We start from the raw sequence: 23,270 nt of genomic DNA, 5'->3' as shown, positions 1-23,270 counted from the left end.
CCCCAGTAGTTGGTCAGGCCTTTTTCCAGCAGATGGCTGTCGTTGACGAATGTATGGACCGGCAGCAACTCCACCGACGTGACGCCGAGGGTCTTGATGTAGTCCACCACTTCCTTGCGGCCGAGGCCGGCGAAGGTGCCACGCAGATGCTTTGGCACGGCGGGGTGCAGCATGGTGTAGCCGCGCACATGGGTCTCGTACACGATCGTCCGGTCCCAGGGGACCGATGGCGGCCGTTCGCGGCCCCAGGTGAAGGCGGGATCGATCACCCTGGATTTCGGCATGAAGGGTGCGCTGTCGCGTTCATCGAACGTCAGGTCGTCCTGGCCCATGGTGTAGCCGAAAATCGCCGGATTCCACTTCAGAGTGCCGACATGCGCCTTGGCGTAGGGATCCAGGCACAGTTTGTTGGGATTGAAGCGATGCCCGGCCTCCGGCTCGTAGGGCCCATGCACGCGATAGCCATAGGTTGTGCCGGGGCGGGCGTCGGGCAGATAGCCGTGCCAGACCTCATTGGTGTATTCCGGCAGTTCGATCCGTTCCCGTTCCTTCTCGCCGGCGTCGTCGAACAGGCATAGTTCGACTTTCGTCGCATTGGCCGAGAACAGCGAGAAATTGACGCCGAGGCCGTCCCAGGTCGCACCAAGTTGATAGGGCGAGCCTTCGCTGACTCGGGATTTGCTGATTGCCGGGGGCATTGGGAACCTCTCTCTGTGCGACGCGGACACAAAAAAGGGGGCGCGTGCCCCCGTTTTCTGGCTAGCGGTATCAGGATGTCAGGCGCCCGATCATATAGCCGACCCCAAGGGCGACGAGCGAGGATAGGATGGGCTGCGCCTTCACAACGTCGCTTAACTGAGATGCCGCCTGCTGGGCCTGACCGGCCGCCTGATTGTACAGGCCCTGCGCCTGGGTCTTGGCATCGCCGGTCACGTCGCCGACGGCTTCCTGCACGCGGCCCCCGAACTCACGGACTGTGCCTTCAACGCGATCGACCATGTTAGCCTCCTTATCTGAGTGGGAGGAGATTGAACGTGCGGGCAGGCTTTGGGTTGCATAGGCCTAACCGTATGAAGCACGCGTTTGGACGGCCCCGCCCATGCGATCATGCGGAAGCAAGAACCGGGATGCCGGGCGCCGGAAAGCGGATATGATGAGGGAATGTTGGACATTCCTTCCGAGGCCCTGGCGGACGATTTGGCCGCTCAGGGGTATGCCACCCGGCCGCTGCTGACGGCCGAGACGTGCCGCGTACTGGCCGAATCATATGATGACGACAGGCGCTTTCGTAAGCGCATCGTGATGGAGCAGCACGCTTATGGAAAGGGGGAATACAAATATTTCAGCTATCCGTTGCCCGGTCCGGTCGCAGCGTTGCGGGCGGCGCTGTATCCGCCGCTGGCGGCGGTGGCGAATGCCTGGCGTCGCACGTTGGGAGAAACGGACATGTTTCCCGACACGCTGGATGCCTATCTGTCGCGCTGCCATGCCGCCGGCCAGAGCCGTCCCACGCCGTTGTTGCTGCGCTACGGCCCGGGTGGCTTCAACTGCCTGCACCAGGACCTTTACGGGGACCTGGTCTTCCCGCTTCAGGCTACCGTGTTGCTGAACGAGCCGGGCGCAGATTTCACCGGCGGCGAGTTCATTATGGTGGAGCAGCGGCCGCGCGCGCAGTCCCGAGCCATCGTGGTGCCGCTGGGACTGGGGGATGCGGTGATTTTTCCGGTGCATCACCGGCCTGGGGTTGGCACGCGGGGACCATACAGATTGACCATGCGGCACGGCGTGAGCCGGATTCACACGGGGAAGCGGCATACGCTAGGGCTGATCTTCCACGACGCGGCGTAATGCCAGGTGCGGATGGTTCGGACGTAGGCAGGGACACAAGCGCGAGGCTGACATCTTCACGCCGCCGCCCTGGCGTCGTCCTGGATCATGTCCGAAGCCTTTTCGGCGATCATGATCGTTGGCGCGTTGGTGTTGCCCGCCACGATCACCGGCATAATGGAGGCGTCAACGACCCGCAGTCCCGCGATCCCATGCACGCGAAGCCGCGGATCGACGACCGCCATCGGTCCCTGGCCCATGCCGCAAGTGCCGACCGGGTGCAGGTTCGACACGCCGCGCTGACGCACGTCGGCGGCGATGTCCTCATCGGAGTGGACAGCGACGCCGGGGGCGGTTTCGCCCATCATCAGCCTCTGCAACGCGTGTTGCCGGGCGATGCTGCGCGCGATGCGGACCCCGGCGATCATCACCCGCATGTCGCCCTCGCTGCGCAGGAAGTTGAACTTTATCTCCGGCGGAGCGAACGGGTCATTGGCGCGCAGGCGGACGGTGCCGCGGCCCTCGGGTGCCAGGTGCACCGGGCTGATCGAAATCCCCGGGAACGGATGCGAGATGATGCCATCCGCGGTGCGGTCGATCGTGCTCCAGGCGGAGATGTTGAACTGCAAGTCGGGGCGTTCCAGGCGTTTGTCGCTGCGGACCAGCGCGCCGACGTACAGTCCGTTACCGGACATCGGTCCCGACCGCAGGAACACGTATTGCGCGCCGGCCACCAGGCGGTGCGACAGGCTGTATTGCAGCGCGTTCAGCGACAGGTTCTTCGAGATTCGGTAAGTGCAGTAGGTGTTGAAATGGTCCTGCAGGTTGGACCCGACGCCCGGCATGTCATGCACGATATCGATGCCCATCTCGGTCAGGTGCTGGGCGGGACCGACACCGGATAGTTGCAGCAGTTGCGGCGACCCGTAGGCGCCGCCGGAGACAATCACCTCCCGCCCCGCATGGGCGGTTTCCAGGCCTTTTGGCGTGCGGAATTCGACGCCGGTGGCCTTGCGGCCGTCGAACAGGACGCGGGTGGCGTGGGCGTTCGTCCGGATCGTCAGGTTCGGACGGCCTTTCGCCATGCGCAGATAGGCGGCGGCGGTGCTCCAGCGGCGTTTGTCCTTGGTGGTGGTCTGGTAGTAGCCGCAGCCTTCCTGCTTGGCGCCGTTGAAATCGGGGTTGTAGGGGATGCCGGCCTGCTGGCAGGCCTCCAGCAGCGCCTTAGCGATTTCCCATTCGTAGGGCTGGTTGGACACGCGCAGGGGGCCACCTGAGCCGTGGAATTCGTCAGCGCCGCGTTCGTTGTCCTCGGCCTTGCGGAAATACGGCAGGACGGAATCGTAGTCCCAGCCTTCGTTGCCGAGCTGCCGCCACTGGTCGTAGTCGGCGGCGTTGCCGCGCATGTAGATCATGCCGTTGATGGAGCTTGTGCCGCCCAGCACCTTGCCGCGCGGCTGGTACATGGTGCGGTTGTTGAGTTCCTGTTCCGGTTCGGATTCGAATTTCCAGTTCACCTTCGGGTCGACGAAGGTCTTCGCATAGCCCATCGGGACGTGAATCCAGAACTTGTTGTCCTTGCCGCCGGCTTCCAGCAACAGGACTTTGTAACGGCCGGATTCGGTCAGGCGCGCGGCCAGGACGCAGCCGGCCGATCCTGCACCCGTTACGATGTAGTCGTAGGTTTCAGCCGTCACGTTTCGTCCCCCGTCCATTTCGGAAAAGACTACGCCGCCAGGGACGGAGCGCCAGCCCTCGTGTCCTCCAGGATCATCGCCGCGGCCTTTTCACCGATCATGATGGTGGGGGCATTGGTGTTGCCGCCCACCACAACCGGCATGATGGAGGCGTCGGCGACCCGCAATCCGGCGATGCCATGCACCTTCAGCCGCGGATCGACCACTGTGTTCGGACCGTTGCCCATGGCGCAGGAACTGGTGGGGTGCTGGTTGGACACACCGGTGCGGCGGATGAAGTCCAGCAGGTCGTCGTCGGTGGTGAGCTCCGAACCCGGCGAAAGTTCGTTCACGACGTAGGGTTGCAGGGCCGGCTGCGCGGCGATCTTGCGCACCAGGCGAATGCCGAACAGGGCGGCCTGGATGTCGTAATCGGTGCGCAGGTAGTCGAACAGCACCGCCGGCCAGGCGAACGGGTCGGGACTGCCGAGCCGGACAGTGCCTCGGCCTTCGGGGCGGAGGTGGACGGGGGACATGGTGAAGCCGGGGAAGTCGTGCGGGATGACGGCGTCCCGGCTGCGTTCCTTGGTGCTCCATTCGAACAGGTTGATCTGGATGTCGGGGCGTTCCAGCCGCGGGTCAGAGCGGGTGAATACGCCGGCGGTGATGCCGTTGCTGGCCATCGGACCGGAGCGGAACAGACCATAGCGGACGCCGGCGAGCATTTTTCGCAATGTGCTGTTTTGTAGGTCGTTCAGCGTAATCGCCTTGCTGCACCGCCAGCTCGCGGTGGTATTGAAATGATCGTGCAGGTTGGACCCGACCGCCGGCATGTCGCGGATGACCTCGATGTCCATATCTTGCAGATGCTGCGCCGGGCCAAGCCCTGACAGCAGGAGCAGTTGTGGTGACCCATAGGCGCCGCCGGAGACGATCACTTCGCGGCTGGCACGGCTGACCCGCCGTCCCCCCGCCGTTTGGTATTCAACCCCGGTCGCTCGGCCATTTTCAATCACCACGCGGGTGGCATGCGCATTGGTCTGAATCGTCAGGTTCGGCGGCGGATTGCTCAGATAGGCTTTCGCGGCGCTCCACCGGCGTTTGTTGTTCGTTGTGGTCTGGTAGTAGCCGCATCCTTCCTGCCGGGCGCCGTTGAAGTCGGGGTTGGGCGGAATGCCGGCCTGGACACATGCCTCGAGTACGGCTTTCGAGAGTTCGCCTTTCTCCGTCTGGTCAGACACGTGCAGGGGGCCGCCGGTGCCGTGGAACGCATCGGCGCCGCGAGCCTGGTTCTCGGCTTTTTTGAAGTAAGGCAAAACCGAGTCCCAGTCCCAGCCGGTGCAGCCACGCTGGCGCCACTCATCGTAGTCGGCATGGTGTCCGCGCACATACAGCATGCCATTGATGGAACTGGAACCGCCAAGGGTCTTACCGCGTGGCAGGTAGAGGCGGCGGTTTTTCATCTGTGGCTGGGGTTCGGTTTCGAACATCCAGTTCACCGCGGGATCGACATAGGTCTTGGCATAGCCGAGGGGGATGTGGATCCACGGATTCTTGTCGGGCGGGCCGGCTTCCAGCAGCAGCACGCGGTACAGGCGTGATTCGGCCAGCCGACCGGCGACGGCGCAGCCGGCGGACCCGGCCCCAGTGACGATGAAGTCGTAGGTATCCGAATCGGCAGGCATGGACAGGCTTCCCCCGTGGATTGATCAGCAAGCAGGATTGTCCATGGTGGACAGCGAGGCAATGGGGCGGCGATGCCAATGATCCGCGAGCAGCCCATGGCGTTCCGCTTCCGTCCTGCCCAACGTTGTTATCGCCCAATCATGCGGCCCTGTGTATGGTGTCGGCCTTGATACGGGTTGGCGTGAACGACGTGGTCGCATGACTGATACGGATCATGTGAACACCCATGTCCGATTCGCACTCGACATGGACGCGCAATTCTCTTTCAAATGATACCTGGAGAGCCCAATGTTCGTTCGGACTTAAAATGCGTGCCGTTGCTGCCCTGTTTGTCTCGCTGCCGTTGCTGCTGACGGCGATTGCCGCGCGGGCCGGCATGACGCAGGCCGAATCTGCCCTGCTTGCTCAATACAAGCCCCCGCCGTCGGTGTCCCTTCACGTCGACCCCGCGCAGAAGAAGGAAATCGACCTCGGTAAGACGCTCTTTTTCGATCCCATCCTGTCGGGAACGTCCTCTCGGTCCTGCGCGACTTGCCACAATCCAGGCTTGTCCTGGGGGGACGGGCTGCCCAAGGCGATCGGGGACAACGGCGATGCAATGCAGTTGCGGGCGCCGACGCTGCTGAATGTTTACCAGATTCCCAGGCTGGGTTGGGATGGCAAGTTCCGCGACCTGCAAGCCGTGGCGTTCGCAGCGATCACCTCACCGACCAATATGAACCTGCCGGAACCCGAGGTATTGGCGCGCCTGGCTCGGATCCCCGGTTATGCAACGGCTTTCAGTGAGGTGTTTCCCGGCCAGGGCATAACGCGCTCGAGCGTGCTGGACGCGATCGCCGCTTACGAAAAGACAATTGTGTCGGGCACCGCACCGTTCGACCGATGGGTCGCCGGCGACGATCAAGCGGTCGATGCGAGTGCGAAGCGGGGCTTCGCGCTGTTCACCGGCAAGGCACATTGTTCGTCATGCCATTCCGGTTGGGCGTTCACGGACGGATCGTTCCACGACATTGGCAGCGCGAAGGGCAACGATATCGGGCGAGGGGCCTTGTTTCCGACCTCGGTCAAGCTCCGTTACGCTTTCAAGACGCCGACGTTGCGCGATGTGGTGCACCGGGGCCCGTATATGCATGATGGGTCGTTGCCGGATCTGGCCAGTGTGATCGCACTGTATAACAAAGGCGGCATAGACCGACCGAGCCGCGACGAACTGATCGTGCCGCTCGGGCTATCTGAACGGGATCAGGTCGATCTGATCACGTTTCTGAAAACGTTGACGGCAAGTCCCGATCCGGTTGCGATTCCGATCCTTCCCCGCTAATCTCGATAATGTTATTGATTAAGTTACCACTAAGGAAGCGGCAATGTGAAGCCGAGCAAAGCCACGCCCGCGATGAAGAGAATGCCGCCGGAACTCTCAAAAAAGCCCTTTCGAGAGGGCAAAAGCGTTGACATGTGCGCCAAGCCCATGCCGGCAAGGGCTATGACCATACTCAATACGCCGAAACATTGCAGCCATTTCATGAGTAGCACACCTTGAATTCTGTCATTATCCGCAGTCTAAAAGAGGGCCCATCCGAGGGGATGGACCGTGAGCCCCCTGGGGCCTTGACGCCGCCAGCCTTGGTGGCCCGAACGGCCCGCCGGCGAGTTGGCGCGGGCCGAGCTATCCAGGGCCTTGCCGGCGTGGTTTCCGCGCTGGCGTTGACCTGTGTTCCGCGTGTCGCCGAGGCCCATGTCAAATGGTTCGCCGCGTATAACGTCGCCGAAACGCCGAAGAGCCTCGATTGGGTGCGGGATGGGACGTTCATTGACCTCGCTCTCGTGGCAATCGTTCTGTTGACGGTCGGCAGCCTGATCGGAAACACAGTCCTGGGCGGCACCATCCTGCGGTCGCTGGACCGCGTCAGCACGTTGATACTGCGTGACACAGAACTTCTCATGCGGGCCGTTTATGGCGGCTTTTTTGTGGTGTTGTGGACCGTCGGCGGCATCATCATGACCCCCGAACTTAAGACGTCGGTGGTTGCGATTTCTTGGTTCCAACTGGTTATTGCTGCGTGTTTCATTTGGCGACAGACGTTGGTGTTTGCCGCAGCAGGTATAGTTTTCCTCTATGGATACGCTATTGTACACTACGGCCTGTTTCATCTGATGGATTACCCGATTTTTCTTGCTTCCGCCAGCTATTTTGCTCTGATCGGCCTTGGTTTGGACCGCCGCGGCGTGCGACCGGTCGACGTTCTTCGCTGGGGCGCGGCGGTGACGCTGATGTGGGCCTCGGTCGAAAAATGGGCTTATCCTGACTGGACCTACCCGCTGTTTGTCTCTCACGCTGGGATGGCGATGGGATTCGACCCGGTCTTCTACATGAAGGCCGCCGGCGTCGTTGAGTTCAGCCTGGCTTTCGCCCTGATCGGACCTCCGCTGGTGCGACGTACCGCCGCGGTTCTGCTGGCCGCCACGTTCATCTCGGCCGTCCCGGAATTCGGCAAGATCGACGCAATTGGTCATTCTCCGATCATTGTCGTATTTTTGGCAATCATCGCCGATAACGGGCCAGGGCGACGGTTCACATCGCTTCGCATGCCAGCGTACTATGTGATCGCGTTCGTTATCACGGTCGCGGCGTATTATCTCGGACATGCTGCCCTGTTCTCCGCAGGGGCGGCGTAAGGTGCCGGACCGGTCTTGATACCGTCCGCCGGTGTCGAGGCCGTGGGGGCAGGCGCCAGCCTGGCAACCAGTGCCGCCACGTCCGCCGCTTGTATCGGCTCGCTGATCAGATAGCCCTGTGCCTCGTCGCACCCTTCCGCCCGGACGAGCGCAAGCTGCTCGTCAGTCTCGACGCCCTCGGCGGTCACTGGAATACGAAGGCTCTTTCCAAGCCCCACGATCGCCCGGATGATCGCGTCCGCGTCATTCCGCAGACCGAAATCCTTCACGAAGGAGCGGTCGATCTTGATACGGTCGAACGGGAAGCTTCGCAGATAGCTCAGGGAGGCGAAGCCCGTGCCGAAATCGTCCAGGACGATCCTGGCGCCAAGCGAGTGCATGGCGCGCAGCGTCGCCAGGGTGGCTTCGTTCTCGTGCAGCAGCGTGGTTTCGGTCACCTCCAGTTCGACACGGGACGCCGGCATGCCGGAGTCGGCCAAGGCTGCCTCCAGGTGGCGGATCAGTTGGCCGGATCGGAACTGCACCGGGGATACGTTGATCGCGACTTTCAGCGTGTAGGACCAGTGCGCCGCATCCTTGCAGGCCTGATGCAGGATCCAGGCACCAAGCTTCTCGATGAAGCCGATCTCCTCCGACAGCCAAATAAAATCGGTGGGCATGATAACCCCCCGCGTCGGATGGTTCCAACGCAGAAGCGCCTCGAAACCCCTGATCCGGCCGTCGGCGAGGGCGACCTTGGGCTGGTACAGCAGCTCCATTTGCCCTTCGGCGAGAGACTGCAGCAAATCGTGCTCCAGCAGCCGGCGCTCTTGCAGGGCGATTTCCATCTCGGGCGTGAACACGGCGTAGCTGCCGCGACCATCCTTTTTGACGGCATAGAGGGCGATGTCGGCGTCTCGGAGCAAATTGTCGGCGTCGCGGTTGTCGGCGTTGGCGACCACGACTCCGACGCTGGCACCAATTTCGAGACTATATCCGTTAATAACGAATGGCTGGGAGATGGTCTGAATGATGCGGGCGGCAAGCTGTCCGGCGTCGTAGGCGTCGCGCACGCCAGTGCCGATGAAGGCGAATTCATCGCCGCCCAGGCGGGCGATGGTATCTTCGTCCCGGGCGCAAGCTAGCAGACGCCTGGCAACGACGCGCAGCAGCGTATCGCCGATCGGATGCCCGTGGGTGTCGTTCACCTCCTTGAAGCGATCGAGATCAACCAGCAGCAGGCTGAACGCGGCACCGTGCTCCAGCCCCGCCAGCGCCTGCTCCAGCCGTTCCCCGAACAAGGCCCGGTTGGGCAGGGTCGTCAGGGAATCATGCCGCGCCATGAACGAGATCCTGGCCTCGCTGCGATGACGTTCGGTTACATCCTCATAAGTTAGGACCCACCCGCCGTCGGAGATCGGACGGTGCGAGAAAGCGATCACGCGGCCGTCCGTCAGTTCGTGCTGCTGCGCGAACACGGCGCGCCTGGCGATGCGCTCCCGTATCGCCCTGGTGTCGTCAACCGAGAGGCTGTTGTCGTCGATCGAAGACAACAAGGTCGCCAGTACGGTCTCGATCGGGGTACCGATCGGGATTTGGTCCGCGGACAGATTATAGATGTCGCGGAACCGGGTGTTGACGACTTTCAGCCTGGCATCGCTGTCATAAACGCACAGGCCCTGCGTCATATTGGTCAACGCGGCGTCAAACCAAAGGTTGGTCTGGGTAAGCTGCGCTTCCCGGCTTCTCGACTGGGTGATGTCGCTGAAGAAGGCGACCAGGCCGCCTTCGCGCGTCGGGCACCAACTGACCCTCAGCCAGTTGCCGTTCAGCAGGCCGATTTCCACCGTTCCGGGCGCGTCGTGCGCGGCGGACCAGGGCAGCGCATCGAGCTCCTGCCGGGACTCCTCGATGACCTTGGTCTGCGCCACGGCCCGGATCAGCTTGGCCAGTGAGGCGCCCGGCGCGAGCAACTCGTTCAGATCGCCGAAGAATCCGGCCAGGGGCGAGTTGGAGACGACGATGCGCCCGGCGGTATCGACCAGCAGGACGCCTTCCCGGGAATTCTCGATCGCGTCCACCAGACGCGCCTGGGCGGACCGGCGCTGCGAAACCTCGGTCTGCATCATCGTGCGGATACTGTCGCGCATGATCGCCATGGACCGCAGCAGGTCGCCCAGTTCGTCGTGCCGGCCTTCGGGGATCGCCACGTCCAGATCGCCGCGCGCGATCAGGGCCGCGATGGCGGAGGCGGAGGAAACCGGCCCCGAGATGCGTTTGGCCACCAGCCAGGTCACCAGCGCCGACAGCAGCAGGGCACCGAACGTAAAGCCGATGTCCAGCTCTGATTCCGTACTGATCGACCGCAATGCCTGCTGCCGGTACAGAAAGCCATCGCCCGCGGTCAGGTTGATAAGCAGATCGATCTGATGGTCGACGGTCTTGGAGTAGCCATCCAGTTCCGCGAGTACCTCGGGGAGCGGCAATTGTGCGTCGATGTCGCCGCGGCTTCTTTGCCAGCCGTCCACCGCGTTTTTCACGGTCTCCGCGGCGCGCCTGGCCCGGACCGACTGCGATCGCGTCGCGCTGATGTCGAGATCCTCATAAAACGTCTTGGCCATGACATCGAGTTCGGCCTCGCGTTCCTTCTGCTGAGACAGGTTGGTCGCCAGGCGCAGCCGGAGGAAACCGGTTTGCATGGCCGAGAAATCGGCCGCCGCCGCCCGGGCATAATCGATCGACATGAGCGACCGGTCGAACGTCCCCACGACCAGCGCCGCCGACCGTCTGATCATAAGCGCGGACGCATACCCAAGACCCGCCGTGAACGCGCACATCAGCGCGAAGCCGAGAAAGATACTCGCTCGGATCGTGAGCTGAGTCGGTCGATTGATTCGGCGCCGGCCGAAGGGGGGCATGGGCGAGGAGATTCCTTTACGAGACTGCTTGCGTGGATTAAGATGGAAATAGCTACAAAACACTTACTCGTTTCAATGTCGGATGGGTCGCTGGGTGCTTGGGGAATCAATGCTTATTGTCGCTACCCGCCATTTCCGGAAAGCGACAGTCGCGCGCACCGCGCCCATGTTACCAATTTGTAAGAATAATTCCGCTACGCGCGCGATCGTTCCGCATCGGCGTTTTTGGAAGCCGTTTTTGACCGGCGGCTTCGTGGGTCTTGCATGCGCGATTCCATTTCTGGCGGCGATAGCGGCCGACCCATACATCGTTACGCAAAAAGGCCAAATGTTCCACCCCGGCAAGCTGTCGATCAATCGGGGGGATACGGTTGAGATCGTGAATGACGATGGCGAGTTGATCCACCACGCGTATGTGGACTCAAAGACCTTCAGTTTTGATTCGGGCGACCAGGAGCCCGGGAGCAAAACCGACATCGTATTCTCCGTTCCCGGAGATTTCGTGGTGCTGTGCGGTATCCATCCCAAGATGCGGCTGGACGTATCGGTGAAATAGAGCACGGCATTCCTCCATCCCGCGTCCATCAGAGACGTTTGACGCGAACGACACCGAGACCGCCGGGGATGGACGATCCAGGGTCGCAAGACCGGTGTTCCACCTCTCGCCATGTCATGTGATCCTTTTAGCCACGCCGTCGGAGTCGTGACCAGCCTTGCGCGGCCGGTATCGCGCGGGGTTGGTGGGGCCCGCGAAACCGTAGGCGCATCCGGCGTCCGGCCCATATTATTTCCACACATTTCGGGACTGAACGTGCCCGGGCATCGGCGGGGATGTCTCCACGCACCACGCCTGCCAGGCGCGCCGCAGGGCCGCACCAAGGCCACGCCCGAACCGGGGGGCGTCGCACAGCGGGCTTCGCCGCACCTGATCCCGCAGCCTGGCCCGCAGGTCCGCCAGTGCCGCCAAATCGCCGGCCCGTGCGACGGCCATGTCCATATAGTCTTCGACCGATCCGGCAACCCAATCGGGCAGCCCGGCATTGCTCATATGGCTGGCCGAATGGCGCGACGCGAATATTTCGCCGGGCAGCGTGATGGTCGGCACGCCCATCCACAGCGCCTCGCAGGTCGTCAACCCGCCGGAATAGGGGAACGGGTCCAACACGATATCGACATCTCCGTACTGGCCCATGAAGGCGCGATGACCGGAGGACCCACGTGGCTCGATCCGGTCCCCGGCGATCCCCAGCGAGGCGAAAGCCGCCAGAAATCTGTCGGCGGTGGGACCGTCGGACAACTGATGGGTCTTCAGGATCAACCTTGCGTCCGGAATGCGCCGCAGGATCGCCGCCCAGGTTTCGATGACCCGCGGCGTGATCTTCGCCAGGTTGTTGAAGCAGCCGAAGGTAACGAAGCCGCTGGTCAAAGCGGGCAAAGCAACCACGTCCGGGGCGTGCGGCGGCGGGCTGTAACAGACATAGCCGTCGGGTAGCCGCAACAGCCTCTCGCTATACAGTGGCTCGAACCCGTCCGGTGTCTCCCACCGGTCGGTCAGGAACCAGTCCATCTCGGCCACGCCGGAGCTGTGCGCCTGCATGCCGACCCATTTGATCTGCACTGGCGCCAAACGGTTGGCACAGGCCGGCATACGGGCGGCGTCGCCATAGCCGCCGAGGTCGATGAGGATGTCGATGTGCCTGTCGCGCGCGACGGCGGTCAGGGCGGCGTCGTTGAGGCCGTCGACCTCGATCCAGCCGCGCGCGGCGGCGCGGTAGCGGCGGGCGATCGGGTCTTCGGGCGCCGCGTTCTGCGTCAGGCAGATCAACGAGAACTGGTCCGGGTCGAGCGTCTCGACGCCCGCGACCGTCAGCCAGCCCACAGGGTGCGACCGCAGGGTTCCCGACAACAGACCCACGATTAGCGGTCGATCCGGATCGGGGTTATTTCCCAATGGCGGTTGTGCCACGCGCGGCAGGACGGCGGAGCAATCACGCATGGCTGCAAGCAGTTCCGCACCGGTGGTGGCATCGCGATACGGCAGCGTGTTGCACAAGGCGCGCCGCGGCAGGACGGCACGGGGATCCAGGCCGATCGCGCGCCGGGCGATCGCCACCGCTTCCTCCTGCAGCCCGAGGCAGGCCGTCGCATTGGCCAGGTTGCAGAGGATCGCGATGTCGGGGCCATGGCGGTCCAGGACATCGAGCAGGATCGTCCGCCCCTCGGCATGTCGGTGAAGCCGTATCAGCACGGTGGCATGGTCGTTGCGAACCTGCGGATTGTCCGGGTCCAGTTCACTGACGCGGCGTAGCACCTGCTGCGCTCGGGCAACCTGGCTGGAACGGGCCAGCACGCCGCCCAGCAGCCGCAGCGGCACCACCATGTCCGGCGTCAGCGCGGCCGCGGCTTCCAGGACGTCGATCGCCTCCGGCCGGCGGCCCAGGCGTTCGAGCAGCATGCCGCGGCCAAGCTGGATGGCGGGATTGAGCGGGTCTTGCCCGCAGGCGACGGTCAGGCGGGCGAGTTCGGCGTCGCTCTCCCCGGCATCCAGGGTGATTTCGACGCCGTTCAGGACGTAGTCCAGGCAACCCGGCCGCAGCGTCTGGGCCTTGACGAACGCGGTCAACGCCGGGCTGGGGGCTTTGGTCGCGCGCAATGTGAGGCCCAGCGTGTTCCATGCCTCGGCATTGTCCGGGGCGACACCGCAACAGCGGATCAACAGGGTCCGTGCCTCTTCCCCTTGCCCGCGCATCAGCAGCAGGCCTCCCAGCGCGATCAACGCCTCCGGACGGCTGGGATTGAGGTCCAGCACCTGCCCATAGGCTTCCTCGGCCGCCATGGTTTCGCCAGCGGCACGCAGGCTTTCGGCCAGGCGTAACATCGGCTCGTCCCAATCCGGCAGGCGGACGGCGACCTGTCGCATCAGCCGCCGGCCGCGATCCCGGTCCCCGGCCCGATCCTCAGCGATCGCCAGATTGAGCAGGGTCGCCGGTGCCGTGTCGCCCAGCGACACAGCAAGCCGCAGCGGCGCCAGCGCATCCTGAAAGCGGCCGGCGGCGAGCAGGTCCACCCCGACCGCCGACAGGTGAACGTCAATCGTCATCGCGGATGCGTTCGACGGCGAACAACAGGCCGGGGACGTCGGCGCCCGCCTCCTGCCGGACGATGGGGCGGTCCACGCGCGTCACGCGGAAACCGGCGGCACAGGCTGCTTCATAGACGTAATGTTCGGCGTGGACGTAGCGGCCTTGCCGGTGCAGCGCCCAGTTGCCGTTGCCGGGGATGATGCCGTCGTGGTCGGGCAGCATCGCCTCGACCGAGAACACGAACCAGCCACCCGGTTCCAGCCGCTGGTGAACGATCGCCAAAATTTCTTCCAATGTCCCGAAATAGCACAGCACGTCGGCGGCGACGATCAGCGGCCAGCGCTGCGGGTGTTCGGCTAAGTCGGCGATAATGTCGGCTTCCCGCAGTTCCGTATACAGCCGCTTGACGCGGGCGTGGGTGAGCATGCGCGGCGACAGGTCGACGCCGGTGAACGGCCCGAGGGGCAGGTCGCCGATCGCCAGGGCGACCAGGCCGGTGCCGCAGCCGAGGTCGAGGACGGGACCGACGGGCAGGCCGGCGGCGATTTTGGGATGGGCTTGCAGCATGGTGCGGATGGCGCCGGGGATACGGTATCCGAGTGAGATCAGATGGGTTTCGAAGCGATCCGCGTAGCCGTCGAAAACGGTGCGGACGTAGCCTTCGGGGGCGCGCCTGGAATCGGGCATCGCACTCGATGAGACGACGAGATGGCGAACGTAGTCGTCCTCCGGGCCAAGTTTGAGCGCGTCCTGATAGGCAACGGCGGCTTCGTCGTGCCGCCCGAGGCTGGACAGCGCATGGCCTTTCAGTCCGAATGTGCAGGCATCGGCGATGCCCAGGGAGCGGGCGATTTCGGCGAGCCGAACCGCCTGGGTGAAGTCCCGCCGGCGCACGCACAGCAGGATGGCGGCGTTACGCATGGCGACGCTGGCCGGGCAGAGGTCGATCCCGTCGGTCAGGACCAGCAGGGCAGTGTCCCGATCGCCGGTTTTCTCCAAAGCGGAGGACAGTGCCTGGCGGTAATCGAAGTCGGTCGGCGCACCGGCCACGGCTTCGGCCAGGCAGGCAACCGCATCGGCGGTACGGCCAAGGTCGAGCAGCGCCAACCCCAGGATGGCCTTGGCCTGGGGATCGGCGGGATCGAAGATCACCGCCTCGGCGGCGTCCCGCGCCGATCCTTCCCGGTCGCCGATCCTTTGCCGCAGGTCCGCCCGGCACTTGCGCAGGCCGGCATGGGCGGGTTCGGCGGCGATGCCGTCGTCGAGTTCCCGCATCGCCTGTTCCCACGCGCCGCTGCCCAGGGCGAGGCGGGCGCCGACCAGGGTCAGTTCGGGCGACGGGGGGGCCAGTACCCGCGCGGCGGCCAGCAGCGGCCGAGCCGCCTCGAACCGCCCGGCGTCTATCAGTTGTGTCGCTCGGCCACGCAGTGCGTCGGCGTCGGCCGTGACGTGAATCGTGTCCATGAAGGGGCTCCTTTTGAGCCTGTGAAGCGACAGTCAGGCGAGAATGCCGTCGGCCTGGATCGCCAGGGTCGTGAGATCGGGCGTCGATGACGCAGATGCGCTACCGGCGTTGGCGATCAGGTATTTCTGGACGAAACTTTCGACGAATGAGGGGCTTTGGAACTGAGAGATGCTGCCCAGGCGGGTGCTGATCGCCTGTTCCTGGGCACCAAGGTCCTGGAAGGCGATTTGTTCCGGTATGCCGAGGGCGGTGGTGACGACGGTGCGCATCGTCGGATTGCCGAGGATCTGGTCGACCGAGGTGATGGTCGATGCTTGCGCCTTGAAAGCCAGGGCGTTGGACAGCCCGGGCGTCACCGAATCCTGGTTGGTCTCCCAGGTATCCGTTGCGTAGGCGTTGGCGATCGAGGCGATGGTCGCCGGGTTCTGGAACGACGCCAGTCCGGTGGAGGTAAAGTTGTAGTTGCCAGCGAGGGTTTTCCATCGCGTATCGGTCAACTGATTGACCAGGGAATTCGGGTCCGCGGTGTTCGAGGTCAGCGCCTGTGTCGCGAGGGCGGTGTAGCCTATCTGGTCGCTCATGCCATTCGCGGTCAGCAGCACATTCATGAAGGCCGGGTTGGACAGCAACTGGGTCATGCTGGTGGCGGAATTCACCGCCTGGGTGAGGGCCGCGATCGCGGTTTTGACCGCCGGCTGGGTGGCCGTCATCGTGACGTCCTGCGTCTGGTTCTGTTCGGCCTGCTGCAGCGCCTGCACCGGGTCGGTAGAACCGGCGGAGGACGTGCCGATGCCGTAGATCGTGTCCAGCAGGGACGATCCGCCACCGAACGAGTCGGCATAGAGCGTAGTGAGGTAGCTGAGTGCGTTGCTCATCGGTCAGGGTTGCCCGGCCAGGCCAGCGGCGATTTGTTCGTTGATGGCAATCAGAAAGTCGAAATCGGGTGCTTCCTGGTCCATTTCCCGCTGGACGGTTTTGGCGACCGACAGGATACCGGCACGCAACGCTTCAGGCAGGGCATTGCCGGGATCCCGCAGCAGGTCGCCGACGGTCGTCCACAGCCGTCGGTTGTCGGTCAGGGCGCGGATTTGCTGAATGGGACTGGCGTCTTTCGCGCTTTTCAACGCGGCGATGGCCTGCCGGAACACATCGGCTTCCTGGTCCCGCTGAGACCGGTAGCGGGAGGCGGTCTTATAGGCCTGTAAGGCGTGGCTCGCGTTCAACATGGTGATCGCTATTCCCTGTTGGAATGGACATATTTGGGCTTTTCCCAAGCACGGCGTCTTCGTGCTGTATGATGCGGCGGACGAGCTTCAGGGCCTGGTAGCAATCGTCCTCCTCTGCTGCGACGAGGGCTTGGGAGAGGATCGCACGGACCAATTCGGACGTTGTCGCCGACTGGAAGTCGGCGATGAAGTGACGGGCGGCTTCAAGACCCCCCTCCCGTTCCATTTCGCTACCAATATAGGCGGACTGAAGCGCGAAGTAGATGCGGCGGGCGGGACTATCCACCTGGTCCGGCGGCATGATCTGCTTGCCGAACAGGAAGCGTGCCTTGGCGGTCAGTTCAATGCGCGATCGGGTGCGAAAGCGGATTGGCGCACCGTTCACGATCATGACCTCGCCTTGGCGTAGCTCCAGAACGAGATTAGACATCAGATCCCTTCCGTGGAGCGATGCGAATTCAGCCGGCGGGCCGAACGGACCTGGGATCAGGTCCGCCGGTCACCGGAAGGCGATTACTTGAACAGGCTGAGTAGTGTCTGCGGCGCCTGGTTCGCCAGCGACAGGGCCTGGGTGCCAAGCTGCTGACGGATCTGCAAGGCCGTGAGCTGGGCGGATTCCTTCGCTAGGTCGGCGTCGACCAGCGATCCAAGGCCACTGTTCAACGCGTCGATCTTGTCGCTGTTGTAGGTGGTCTGGTTGTTGACATAGTTGATCGAACTGCCGATCGAGTTCAGTTCGGTGCCAACCGAGGTCATCTGGTTGAGGAACGTGCCGGTGGTGCTGATCAGCGCCGCGACCGTGCTGGCCCCGGAAAGCTGGGTGCTGGTAAAGCTGATCGATCCGTACAGCGCCGAACCGCTGAACGATGCGATGCCGTAGGACGATCCGCTTTCGTTTCGTGCCACTGCGACACGACCAAAGCTGCCGGTACTCCCGCTGAGGTCGCCGATCAGCGTCTTGCCGCCGTAGTCGGCATCCTGAATATAGGTCTGCACGTTCGCCAGCATCGACTGATATTGATTGATGTAGTCGGTACGCTGGGTACCCTGCGTCTCGTTGCTCGACAAATTGAGCAGGACGTCGCGCATGCTGCCCATCAGATTGGAGATGTTGTTCAAACCCGACTGCGTCGTCGACAGCAAGCCCTGCACGCCGCCAAGCTGCTGGTTGGCGGTGGTCAACACCCCGACGGTCGAGCGGATGTTTTGTGCGATGGCATAAGCGGCACCGTCATCGGTCGAGTCAGCGACACGATAGCCGGTCGATATCTGCTTTTCCGTGACGGCCAACTGGCTCTGGGTTGATTCCAGGGACTGCAGCGCGACCATCGCGCCCATGTTGGTGTTGACTGAGTTCAGGGACATGGTGTGTTACCCTTTGGGCCGAAATGAATGTGCCTGCTTTTTGCGAGCTCGACGGGCAGGATGACGGATGAAAGTTAACAGTGTATGAACAAGACAAAGATTTTTTCATCCCGTGGTGGTCGGCAGGAAGTTCACCAGCGACAGGCTTGTTTCGCCGCTGATCAGACGATACGACGCCTGTAGTTGCGTTTGCATGCTGGTCAGGCTGGAAATGGTCTGTGCCATGTTGACGTTCTGGACGGACGACAACTGCCCGGTCAGCGCCGTCGCGGTATCCGACAACTGGGTCTGCGTGGCCGTCAGGTTCGCCTGGGTACTGCCCAGGACGCCGACATCAGTCGCCATCGCGCTGACCACGCCGGTCAGGCTGGTGCCGGTGTCCTGCACCAGTGCGGCAAACCCCGTGTCGTTGACCTGGGAACTGGACAGCGATCCCAGCGTCGCCAGGGCCCGCATCAGGTCGCGCATATAGGATCCGGTGGTGGATGTGCCGGAGGAGACAGCGACCGAGTTGGCGCTGGCGAGCAACCCGGTCTGTACCGTACCGCCCTCTCCGGTCTGTACCACCGGGGGGCTGATGGCCGAGGCCGGTTGCGACATATAGGCAGAGAACGGAGACGTGCCGGCGGCGTTCGAGCTGGCGATCGACAGGGTCGAAGCGGCGGTTGCGGTCGCGCCGTTGACGGACAGCGCAGAAACCGCGGCGTTGATCTGGGTGTAAAAGCCGGAGGACAGGATATCGTCAGGCGACGGGACCGGCGGATTGGTGGAATCCTGGCCGCCGAACACATAATTGTTGCCGTCCTGGGTATCCAGCAGGCCCGCGACCTGTTGCAGGGCGGCGTTGGCCTGGGCGGCGACGCTGTCGACCTCTGACGCATTGAGGCTGTTCAGGTCGGGTATGTCGGCGGCGAAGGTGGAGGCGATCTGCTGGATCTGGGTCATCGTCGTCTGGGTGACGGACATGCTGCCGGTCGCCTGGCCGATGTCGTTCTGATAGGTCTGCAGTGCAGTAAGCTGCGGGTTCAGGTTCAGCGAGACGCTGGCTTCGCCGCCCAGCCCCGCATAGGTCTGCGACACCAGGCCGGTGCTCGCCTGTTCGGTCAGCGTATCGAGTTGCTGATGCACGCTGGTGCTGTTGGCGATCAGGGTGGGCAGGATGCCGTAGCCGGTGCCGATGGTGCTGCTCATTGGATGTCCTGCAGCAGTTGGGTGAACATCGCCTGCACCCCGGCGATGACCCGAGCGTTCGCACCATAGGCGTTCTGCAGGCTGAGCATCTGCGACACCTCGGTGTCCATGTTCACGCCACTGACCGCCGAGACCTTCGCCTGCAGGCTCGTCTGCAGCGCCTGCTCGGTCGTTACGCTGCTGGTGGTCGTTGCGCTCTGCTCCGCCTGGGAGGAGACGAGGCTGGTGGCGAAGTCCGACAACGTGTCACCGGCGGCGTTGAAGGGCGCGTTCAGGTTGCCGGAAGCGCCGAGGCTGCTGGTGTTCATGGCGGGCTGGGCGACGCCGCTCTGCACCTGGGTGCCGAAAGTATAGTTGATGACGTTGGAGATCAGGCTGGTGAAACCGGCCGGGCCGCCCGACGGGTTGGGGGTGAACCCGGTGCCGGCGACGGCGTTGGTGCCGTCGCGGACCAACGATGGATCGGCGGCGACGGCGGCATTGACCTGGATTGTCCCCGCGTAGCCAACATAGCCGGACTGGGCCGGGGTGCCACCCCCCGCGGGCACGTTGCCGGCCGGATCGGTGAAAAGCGTCAGCCCTTGTCCGGCGAACCGGCTGGACAGACCCTGGGCGAATTCATCAAGTTCCGCCTGGTCGGTCGGCAGGGTCGTGTCGCGCAGGGTGATATCGGCGCCGATCTGACCCCCCGTCATCTGGCTGGTGACATCGGCGCCGCCCAGCATGATGCCGGCAATGCCGCCGCCGGGATAATATGATCCGGCCGGCGTCGATGAACTCGCCATCGTGAACGGGGTGGCTCCGTCGTTTGTCGGTAAGGTCAGGCCGGTGCTGGTGAAGATCGACAGGTCGCCGTTGGGTTGTTCCACCGTCTTTACGGGCAACAGTTGCGACAACGCCTGCACTGCCGTGTTCCGCTGATTTTCGAGGTCGGCGGTACTCTGGTTGGTCGGTTTCAGGGCGATGATCTCGTTGCTGAGTTGGCCGATCGTTGCCAGAGTGCTGTTGAGCGTGGTGATGGCCGATTCCAGGTCGTTCTGTGCGCCCTGGCGTTGCGTCGCATAGGCCGCGCTGAGCGAATTGATCCCCTGAGCCAGGGTCGTTGCCGCCGAAACCACCGTGCTTTGCTGCGTCTGGTTGCCGGGATCGGTCAGCAGGGTGGAAAAGCTGTCTTGCATGTTGCCCAGCAGGCTGCCGATATCGCTGCCGGAACCTGGCGTGCCCAGCACGCTGTCGATCGCCTGCAGCGATGTCTGGGTGGTCTGCAGGCCGGTGACCGTGGCGTTCTGCTGCAAGACGGAGGTCTGCAATGCCTGGTCGATCTGCAGCGTCGCCGGTCCGGTCTGCACCCCCATGCCGACGCCGTCGGCGGTAAGGGCCTGCTGGTTGCTGATCTCGACCGCATAGCCGGGCGTGGCGGCGTTCGCCACGTTCTGCGAGATCAGCGCGAACTGTGCATTGATGTTCGCCAGCCCCCCGGCGGCGATCGAGAGAGCGGAATTGAGACCCATCGGTCAGAACGTCAGGTGATCATCTGCAGGGTGGCCTGCAGCATCTGATCCGCCGTGGTGACGACTTTCGCGTTCGACGAATAAGCCTGCTGGGCCACGATCAGGTTGGAGAACTCGGTGGCGATGTCGACGTTGGAGCCTTCGATCGATCCGACCACCAGGTTTCCCGCGCCGTTGGTGCTGGCGGCCTCGGCCAGCGGCGAACCGCTGGCGGGGGTGGCGGTGAAGGACTGTCCGTTCTGGCTTTGCAGTGAATCCGGGGCGTTGAATGTCACCACCGGAATCTGCGCGATCGTACGGGTCTGGCCGTTATTGTAGTTGACGACGACGTTGCCATTGGCCTGGGTTGTTACGCCTGAAAAACTGCCGGGCGGGACGCCGTCCTGGGTCAACCCGAGCAGGCTGTAGCTGCTGCCGGCGTATTGGGTGACGCCATTGGTGCCGCCGTAGGTGCCCAGATTGAGCTGGATCGTCTGGCTGCCTGACCCGAAATTGGTGGTGAACTGCAGGGTTGCCCCCTGTCCCGCTGTATAGCCGCTGGTGGTGATCGTGCCTGGGTCGGTTGTGGATGCCGCGACCTGACCAATGGTGCCCTCGGGCACCGCGTTGCCGCTGGTCGCACCGAACTGCACATCGGCGGTGCCCGCGTCGGTGGTGCCGGTGGTGGAATCCGGCACCGAGATCTGAACGTTCCAGTCGTTGTCCGCATTCTGCGTCCAATTGAGGGTGACTGTATGGGCCGTTCCCAGCGAGTCATAGACGGTGATCTGCGACGACAGAGGCGAGGCGGTCGTCGCGGTGCCAGATGTCGGGGTGGCCGGCAGGTTGGCCGCGAGGGTCACGTTCGAGGTCGCGACCGGATTATAGGTGGACTGGCTGACCTGGATCGGCACCAGCGCATTCTGGTCCGCGACACCCGTGGTGGGATCGACAGTCCACCCGTTCAGGTATTGCCCGGCGCTGTTCACCAGATAGCCGGAGTCGTTCATCGTGAAGTCGCCGTCCCGCGTGTAGAATTGCTGCGGGTTGTATGTCACCACCCCATTGGCCTCACCGGTCGGTTGGGACACCGCGAAGAACCCCTGGCCGGCGATTGCCATGCCCAACGGGTTATCGGTCTGGGTGACGGCGCCCTGGACATTGTTGACATAGTCGGGTTGGGCGACGACGGCGCCGGGTTCGTTGTCCGTCGCCGTGCTGGTGGTCAGGTAATCGATGAACGAGGTATCGACGCGTTTGAAGCCTGTGGTCTGGCTGTTGGCGACGTCCTCACTGATATTGCCGAACGAGGCGGATTGGGCGGTGAGGCCGCTGATGGCGGTATTGATCGCACCGAATAGGGACATCGTTTTAATGCTCCGAGGCTTGTCGGTCGTTTCAACAGCAGGAAGCGTGCCAAGCACGAAGTGACGGATTTCGCTGGCGTTGCGGGTCCGTCTGGCTGGGCAGGATTTGCCGGCTGGCGGGATCGGTATGGCCATTCTTGCCGGGTTCCCGGAAACAGGTGGCGGTTGCGCGAGGGTTTCGGCTTGGCCCGGACATTGCTTTGCAAGCATCGGATCATTGTCCGGCGGGAAAATCCCCATGGCAGGAGACCGCACGCAGGAGACCATACAGTGCCAGCCGCCCCCGCGATCGCACCGTTGCCTGGTACGATTGCCGTCAAAACGACGTCCGCACCGGCCGTCCCCGCGACCGCGGAGGGATTTGGACAGGTGTTGCGATCGGTTTACGGTCCGGCAGCTTCTGTGCCGACGTCGAAACCGGCGTCGAACAACGCCAGGCAGGGCCAGCCAGCGCCGGCGGCCACCACCGGATCCGCCCATCCAGACCCGGTCCAGCCGGACAAGGTGGTGACCACGCACACGGCCGTCCCGCCGGCGAAGCCAGTGCATGCGGGCAAGGAGGACCATCACGCTGCCGAACCCGATTCCACGACACCCGGTCCTGCCGTTGCACCGGAACCCGAGACCCTGGCGACGTCCACCGCGGTGCCTAACCAGACTGTCGACCCGCCGGTGGTCCCTTTGGACACGGCGTCGATTGCGGCCACCGATGATCCGCCGGTCCCGGGTCGGGCCGCCCTCACCACAACAGGTCTGGACGCCGGCAGGACAGCGATTCAGGGCGCCGTGCCATCCCGGACCGCCAAGGAGCCGGCGACCCGAGGGAAGCCGGACCACACGGCTTCGTTCGCTCCGGTGGCTGCGACCCCGGACGCGGTGTCGGCCGGATCGGCCGCGGCCGTCCCAACGCAAGCGCACCCCGTTGACGCACCGGCGGCCACCACCACCGAATCCGCTCATCCGGCCGCGGCCTCGACCACGTCAACCAGCGAGACGGGGCGGAACGCGGCCATTCCAGACGGGATCGCGCCAGGTGCGACCATCTCAGACGCGGCCACCCCTGACGGGGGTGCCGCAAACGGGGAAGCGTTGTCCATCCCCTCCCGGCAGGCCTCCGACACAGGCGGCCCCGCGACCGCCAGCCCAAGCCTGCCGTCACAACGCGCGCTTGATGCAGTGGCGCAGCAAGCGGCCCCGCCACCACCGCCGCTCCCGCCGTTGCCCTCCGCGGCGGCGATAGATATCGGCAGTTCGGCGGCGGTGCCCGCCGATCGCAAGATCACGCTGCATCCGGTCGAGGCCGGCACCGATCCGGCGAAGC

Annotated in this window: 18 protein-coding genes and 2 pseudogenes; 5 read left to right on the top strand and 15 right to left on the bottom strand. The window is 63.8% G+C overall.

The window, feature by feature from the left end; all coding sequences use genetic code 11:
* Together GSQ89_RS39310 and GSQ89_RS20030 are read right to left on the bottom strand one after the other, a co-directional pair.
* Window positions 1–698: pseudogene (locus tag GSQ89_RS39310) on the bottom strand (glycogen debranching enzyme GlgX); the annotation flags it as partial.
* A 70-nt stretch (window positions 699–768) separates the two neighbouring features.
* Complete coding sequence (locus tag GSQ89_RS20030) at window positions 769–999, bottom strand: CsbD family protein (protein ID WP_158928444.1); 231 nt, start codon at window positions 997–999, stop codon at window positions 769–771.
* Window positions 1,000–1,161: 162 nt separating this feature from the next.
* Here GSQ89_RS20030 and GSQ89_RS20025 point away from each other — a divergent pair, with 162 nt between their 5' ends.
* Window positions 1,162–1,848, top strand: coding sequence for a 2OG-Fe(II) oxygenase (locus GSQ89_RS20025; RefSeq protein ID WP_158928442.1), 687 nt, complete (start codon window positions 1,162–1,164; stop codon window positions 1,846–1,848).
* A 56-nt stretch (window positions 1,849–1,904) separates the two neighbouring features.
* Here the strand turns inward: GSQ89_RS20025 and GSQ89_RS20020 are convergent, their stop codons facing one another.
* Both GSQ89_RS20020 and GSQ89_RS20015 read right to left on the bottom strand, forming a co-directional pair.
* Window positions 1,905–3,524 carry a GMC family oxidoreductase gene (locus GSQ89_RS20020; protein ID WP_254073285.1) on the bottom strand — a complete coding sequence of 540 codons (1,620 nt, stop codon included), beginning with the start codon at window positions 3,522–3,524 and terminating at the stop codon, window positions 1,905–1,907.
* Window positions 3,525–3,553: 29 nt separating this feature from the next.
* The gene (locus tag GSQ89_RS20015) at window positions 3,554–5,188 is read right to left on the bottom strand and encodes a GMC family oxidoreductase (RefSeq protein ID WP_158928438.1); all 1,635 of its coding nucleotides are present in this window, start codon (window positions 5,186–5,188) and stop codon (window positions 3,554–3,556) included.
* 308 nt (window positions 5,189–5,496) lie between these two features.
* Between GSQ89_RS20015 and GSQ89_RS20010 the strand changes: the two genes are divergently transcribed.
* A complete protein-coding gene (locus GSQ89_RS20010) occupies window positions 5,497–6,510 on the top strand; it encodes a cytochrome-c peroxidase (RefSeq protein WP_158928436.1) in 1,014 nt (337 codons plus the stop codon).
* 29 nt (window positions 6,511–6,539) lie between these two features.
* Here GSQ89_RS20010 and GSQ89_RS20005 read toward each other — a convergent pair whose 3' ends face one another.
* Window positions 6,540–6,713, bottom strand: a complete 174-nt coding sequence (locus GSQ89_RS20005) for a hypothetical protein (RefSeq protein WP_158928434.1) — start codon at window positions 6,711–6,713, stop codon at window positions 6,540–6,542.
* Window positions 6,714–7,028: 315 nt separating this feature from the next.
* On the opposite strand from GSQ89_RS20005, the gene GSQ89_RS20000 reads away from it, so the two are divergent.
* Window positions 7,029–7,865 carry a hypothetical protein gene (locus GSQ89_RS20000; RefSeq protein WP_216856288.1) on the top strand — a complete coding sequence of 279 codons (837 nt, stop codon included), beginning with the start codon at window positions 7,029–7,031 and terminating at the stop codon, window positions 7,863–7,865.
* Here GSQ89_RS20000 and GSQ89_RS19995 read toward each other — a convergent pair.
* Complete coding sequence (locus GSQ89_RS19995) at window positions 7,823–10,639, bottom strand: EAL domain-containing protein (protein ID WP_158928430.1); 2,817 nt, start codon at window positions 10,637–10,639, stop codon at window positions 7,823–7,825. The genes GSQ89_RS20000 and GSQ89_RS19995 overlap by 43 nt on opposite strands.
* 232 nt (window positions 10,640–10,871) lie before the next feature.
* Between GSQ89_RS19995 and GSQ89_RS38590 the strand changes: the two genes are divergently transcribed.
* A complete protein-coding gene (locus GSQ89_RS38590; protein ID WP_216856287.1) occupies window positions 10,872–11,318 on the top strand; it encodes a hypothetical protein in 447 nt (148 codons plus the stop codon).
* A gap of 228 nt (window positions 11,319–11,546) precedes the next feature.
* Here GSQ89_RS38590 and GSQ89_RS19985 read toward each other — a convergent pair whose 3' ends face one another.
* From GSQ89_RS19985 to flgE, 9 genes are all read right to left on the bottom strand, one after another.
* On the bottom strand, window positions 11,547–13,862 hold the full coding sequence (locus GSQ89_RS19985; protein WP_158928428.1) for a glycosyltransferase family 41 protein: 2,316 nt from the start codon (window positions 13,860–13,862) through the stop codon (window positions 11,547–11,549).
* Window positions 13,852–15,309, bottom strand: coding sequence for a methyltransferase (locus tag GSQ89_RS19980; RefSeq protein ID WP_158928426.1), 1,458 nt, complete (start codon window positions 15,307–15,309; stop codon window positions 13,852–13,854). Before GSQ89_RS19980 ends, GSQ89_RS19985 begins: the two co-directional genes overlap by 11 nt.
* A 33-nt stretch (window positions 15,310–15,342) precedes the next feature.
* On the bottom strand, window positions 15,343–16,185 hold the full coding sequence (locus tag GSQ89_RS19975) for a DUF1217 domain-containing protein (protein ID WP_158928424.1): 843 nt from the start codon (window positions 16,183–16,185) through the stop codon (window positions 15,343–15,345).
* 3 nt (window positions 16,186–16,188) lie between these two features.
* Window positions 16,189–16,536, bottom strand: coding sequence for a flagellar biosynthesis regulator FlaF (locus GSQ89_RS19970; protein ID WP_158928422.1), 348 nt, complete (start codon window positions 16,534–16,536; stop codon window positions 16,189–16,191).
* Window positions 16,502–16,966, bottom strand: a complete 465-nt coding sequence (locus GSQ89_RS19965; RefSeq protein ID WP_158928420.1) for a flagellar biosynthesis repressor FlbT — start codon at window positions 16,964–16,966, stop codon at window positions 16,502–16,504. The genes GSQ89_RS19970 and GSQ89_RS19965 overlap by 35 nt, the downstream gene beginning before the upstream one ends.
* Window positions 16,967–17,049: 83 nt before the next feature.
* Window positions 17,050–17,901 carry a flagellin gene (locus tag GSQ89_RS19960; protein ID WP_158928418.1) on the bottom strand — a complete coding sequence of 284 codons (852 nt, stop codon included), beginning with the start codon at window positions 17,899–17,901 and terminating at the stop codon, window positions 17,050–17,052.
* A gap of 105 nt (window positions 17,902–18,006) precedes the next feature.
* Window positions 18,007–19,092 carry a flagellin gene (locus GSQ89_RS19955; protein ID WP_158928416.1) on the bottom strand — a complete coding sequence of 362 codons (1,086 nt, stop codon included), beginning with the start codon at window positions 19,090–19,092 and terminating at the stop codon, window positions 18,007–18,009.
* On the bottom strand, window positions 19,089–20,603 hold the full coding sequence (gene flgK / locus GSQ89_RS19950) for a flagellar hook-associated protein FlgK (RefSeq protein ID WP_158928414.1): 1,515 nt from the start codon (window positions 20,601–20,603) through the stop codon (window positions 19,089–19,091). The genes GSQ89_RS19955 and flgK overlap by 4 nt, the downstream gene beginning before the upstream one ends.
* An 11-nt stretch (window positions 20,604–20,614) precedes the next feature.
* The gene (gene flgE / locus GSQ89_RS19945) at window positions 20,615–21,949 is read right to left on the bottom strand and encodes a flagellar hook protein FlgE (RefSeq protein WP_158928412.1); all 1,335 of its coding nucleotides are present in this window, start codon (window positions 21,947–21,949) and stop codon (window positions 20,615–20,617) included.
* 270 nt (window positions 21,950–22,219) lie between these two features.
* Between flgE and GSQ89_RS19940 the strand changes: the two are divergent.
* Window positions 22,220–23,270: pseudogene (locus tag GSQ89_RS19940) on the top strand (hypothetical protein); the annotation flags it as partial.

The sequence above is a fragment of the Acidisphaera sp. S103 genome, assembly GCF_009765975.1.
Taxonomy (GTDB): Bacteria; Pseudomonadota; Alphaproteobacteria; order Acetobacterales; family Acetobacteraceae; genus Rhodopila.
The sequence above is the reverse complement of the archived record's forward strand: the minus strand, read 5'-3'. Positions and strand labels throughout refer to the sequence as shown.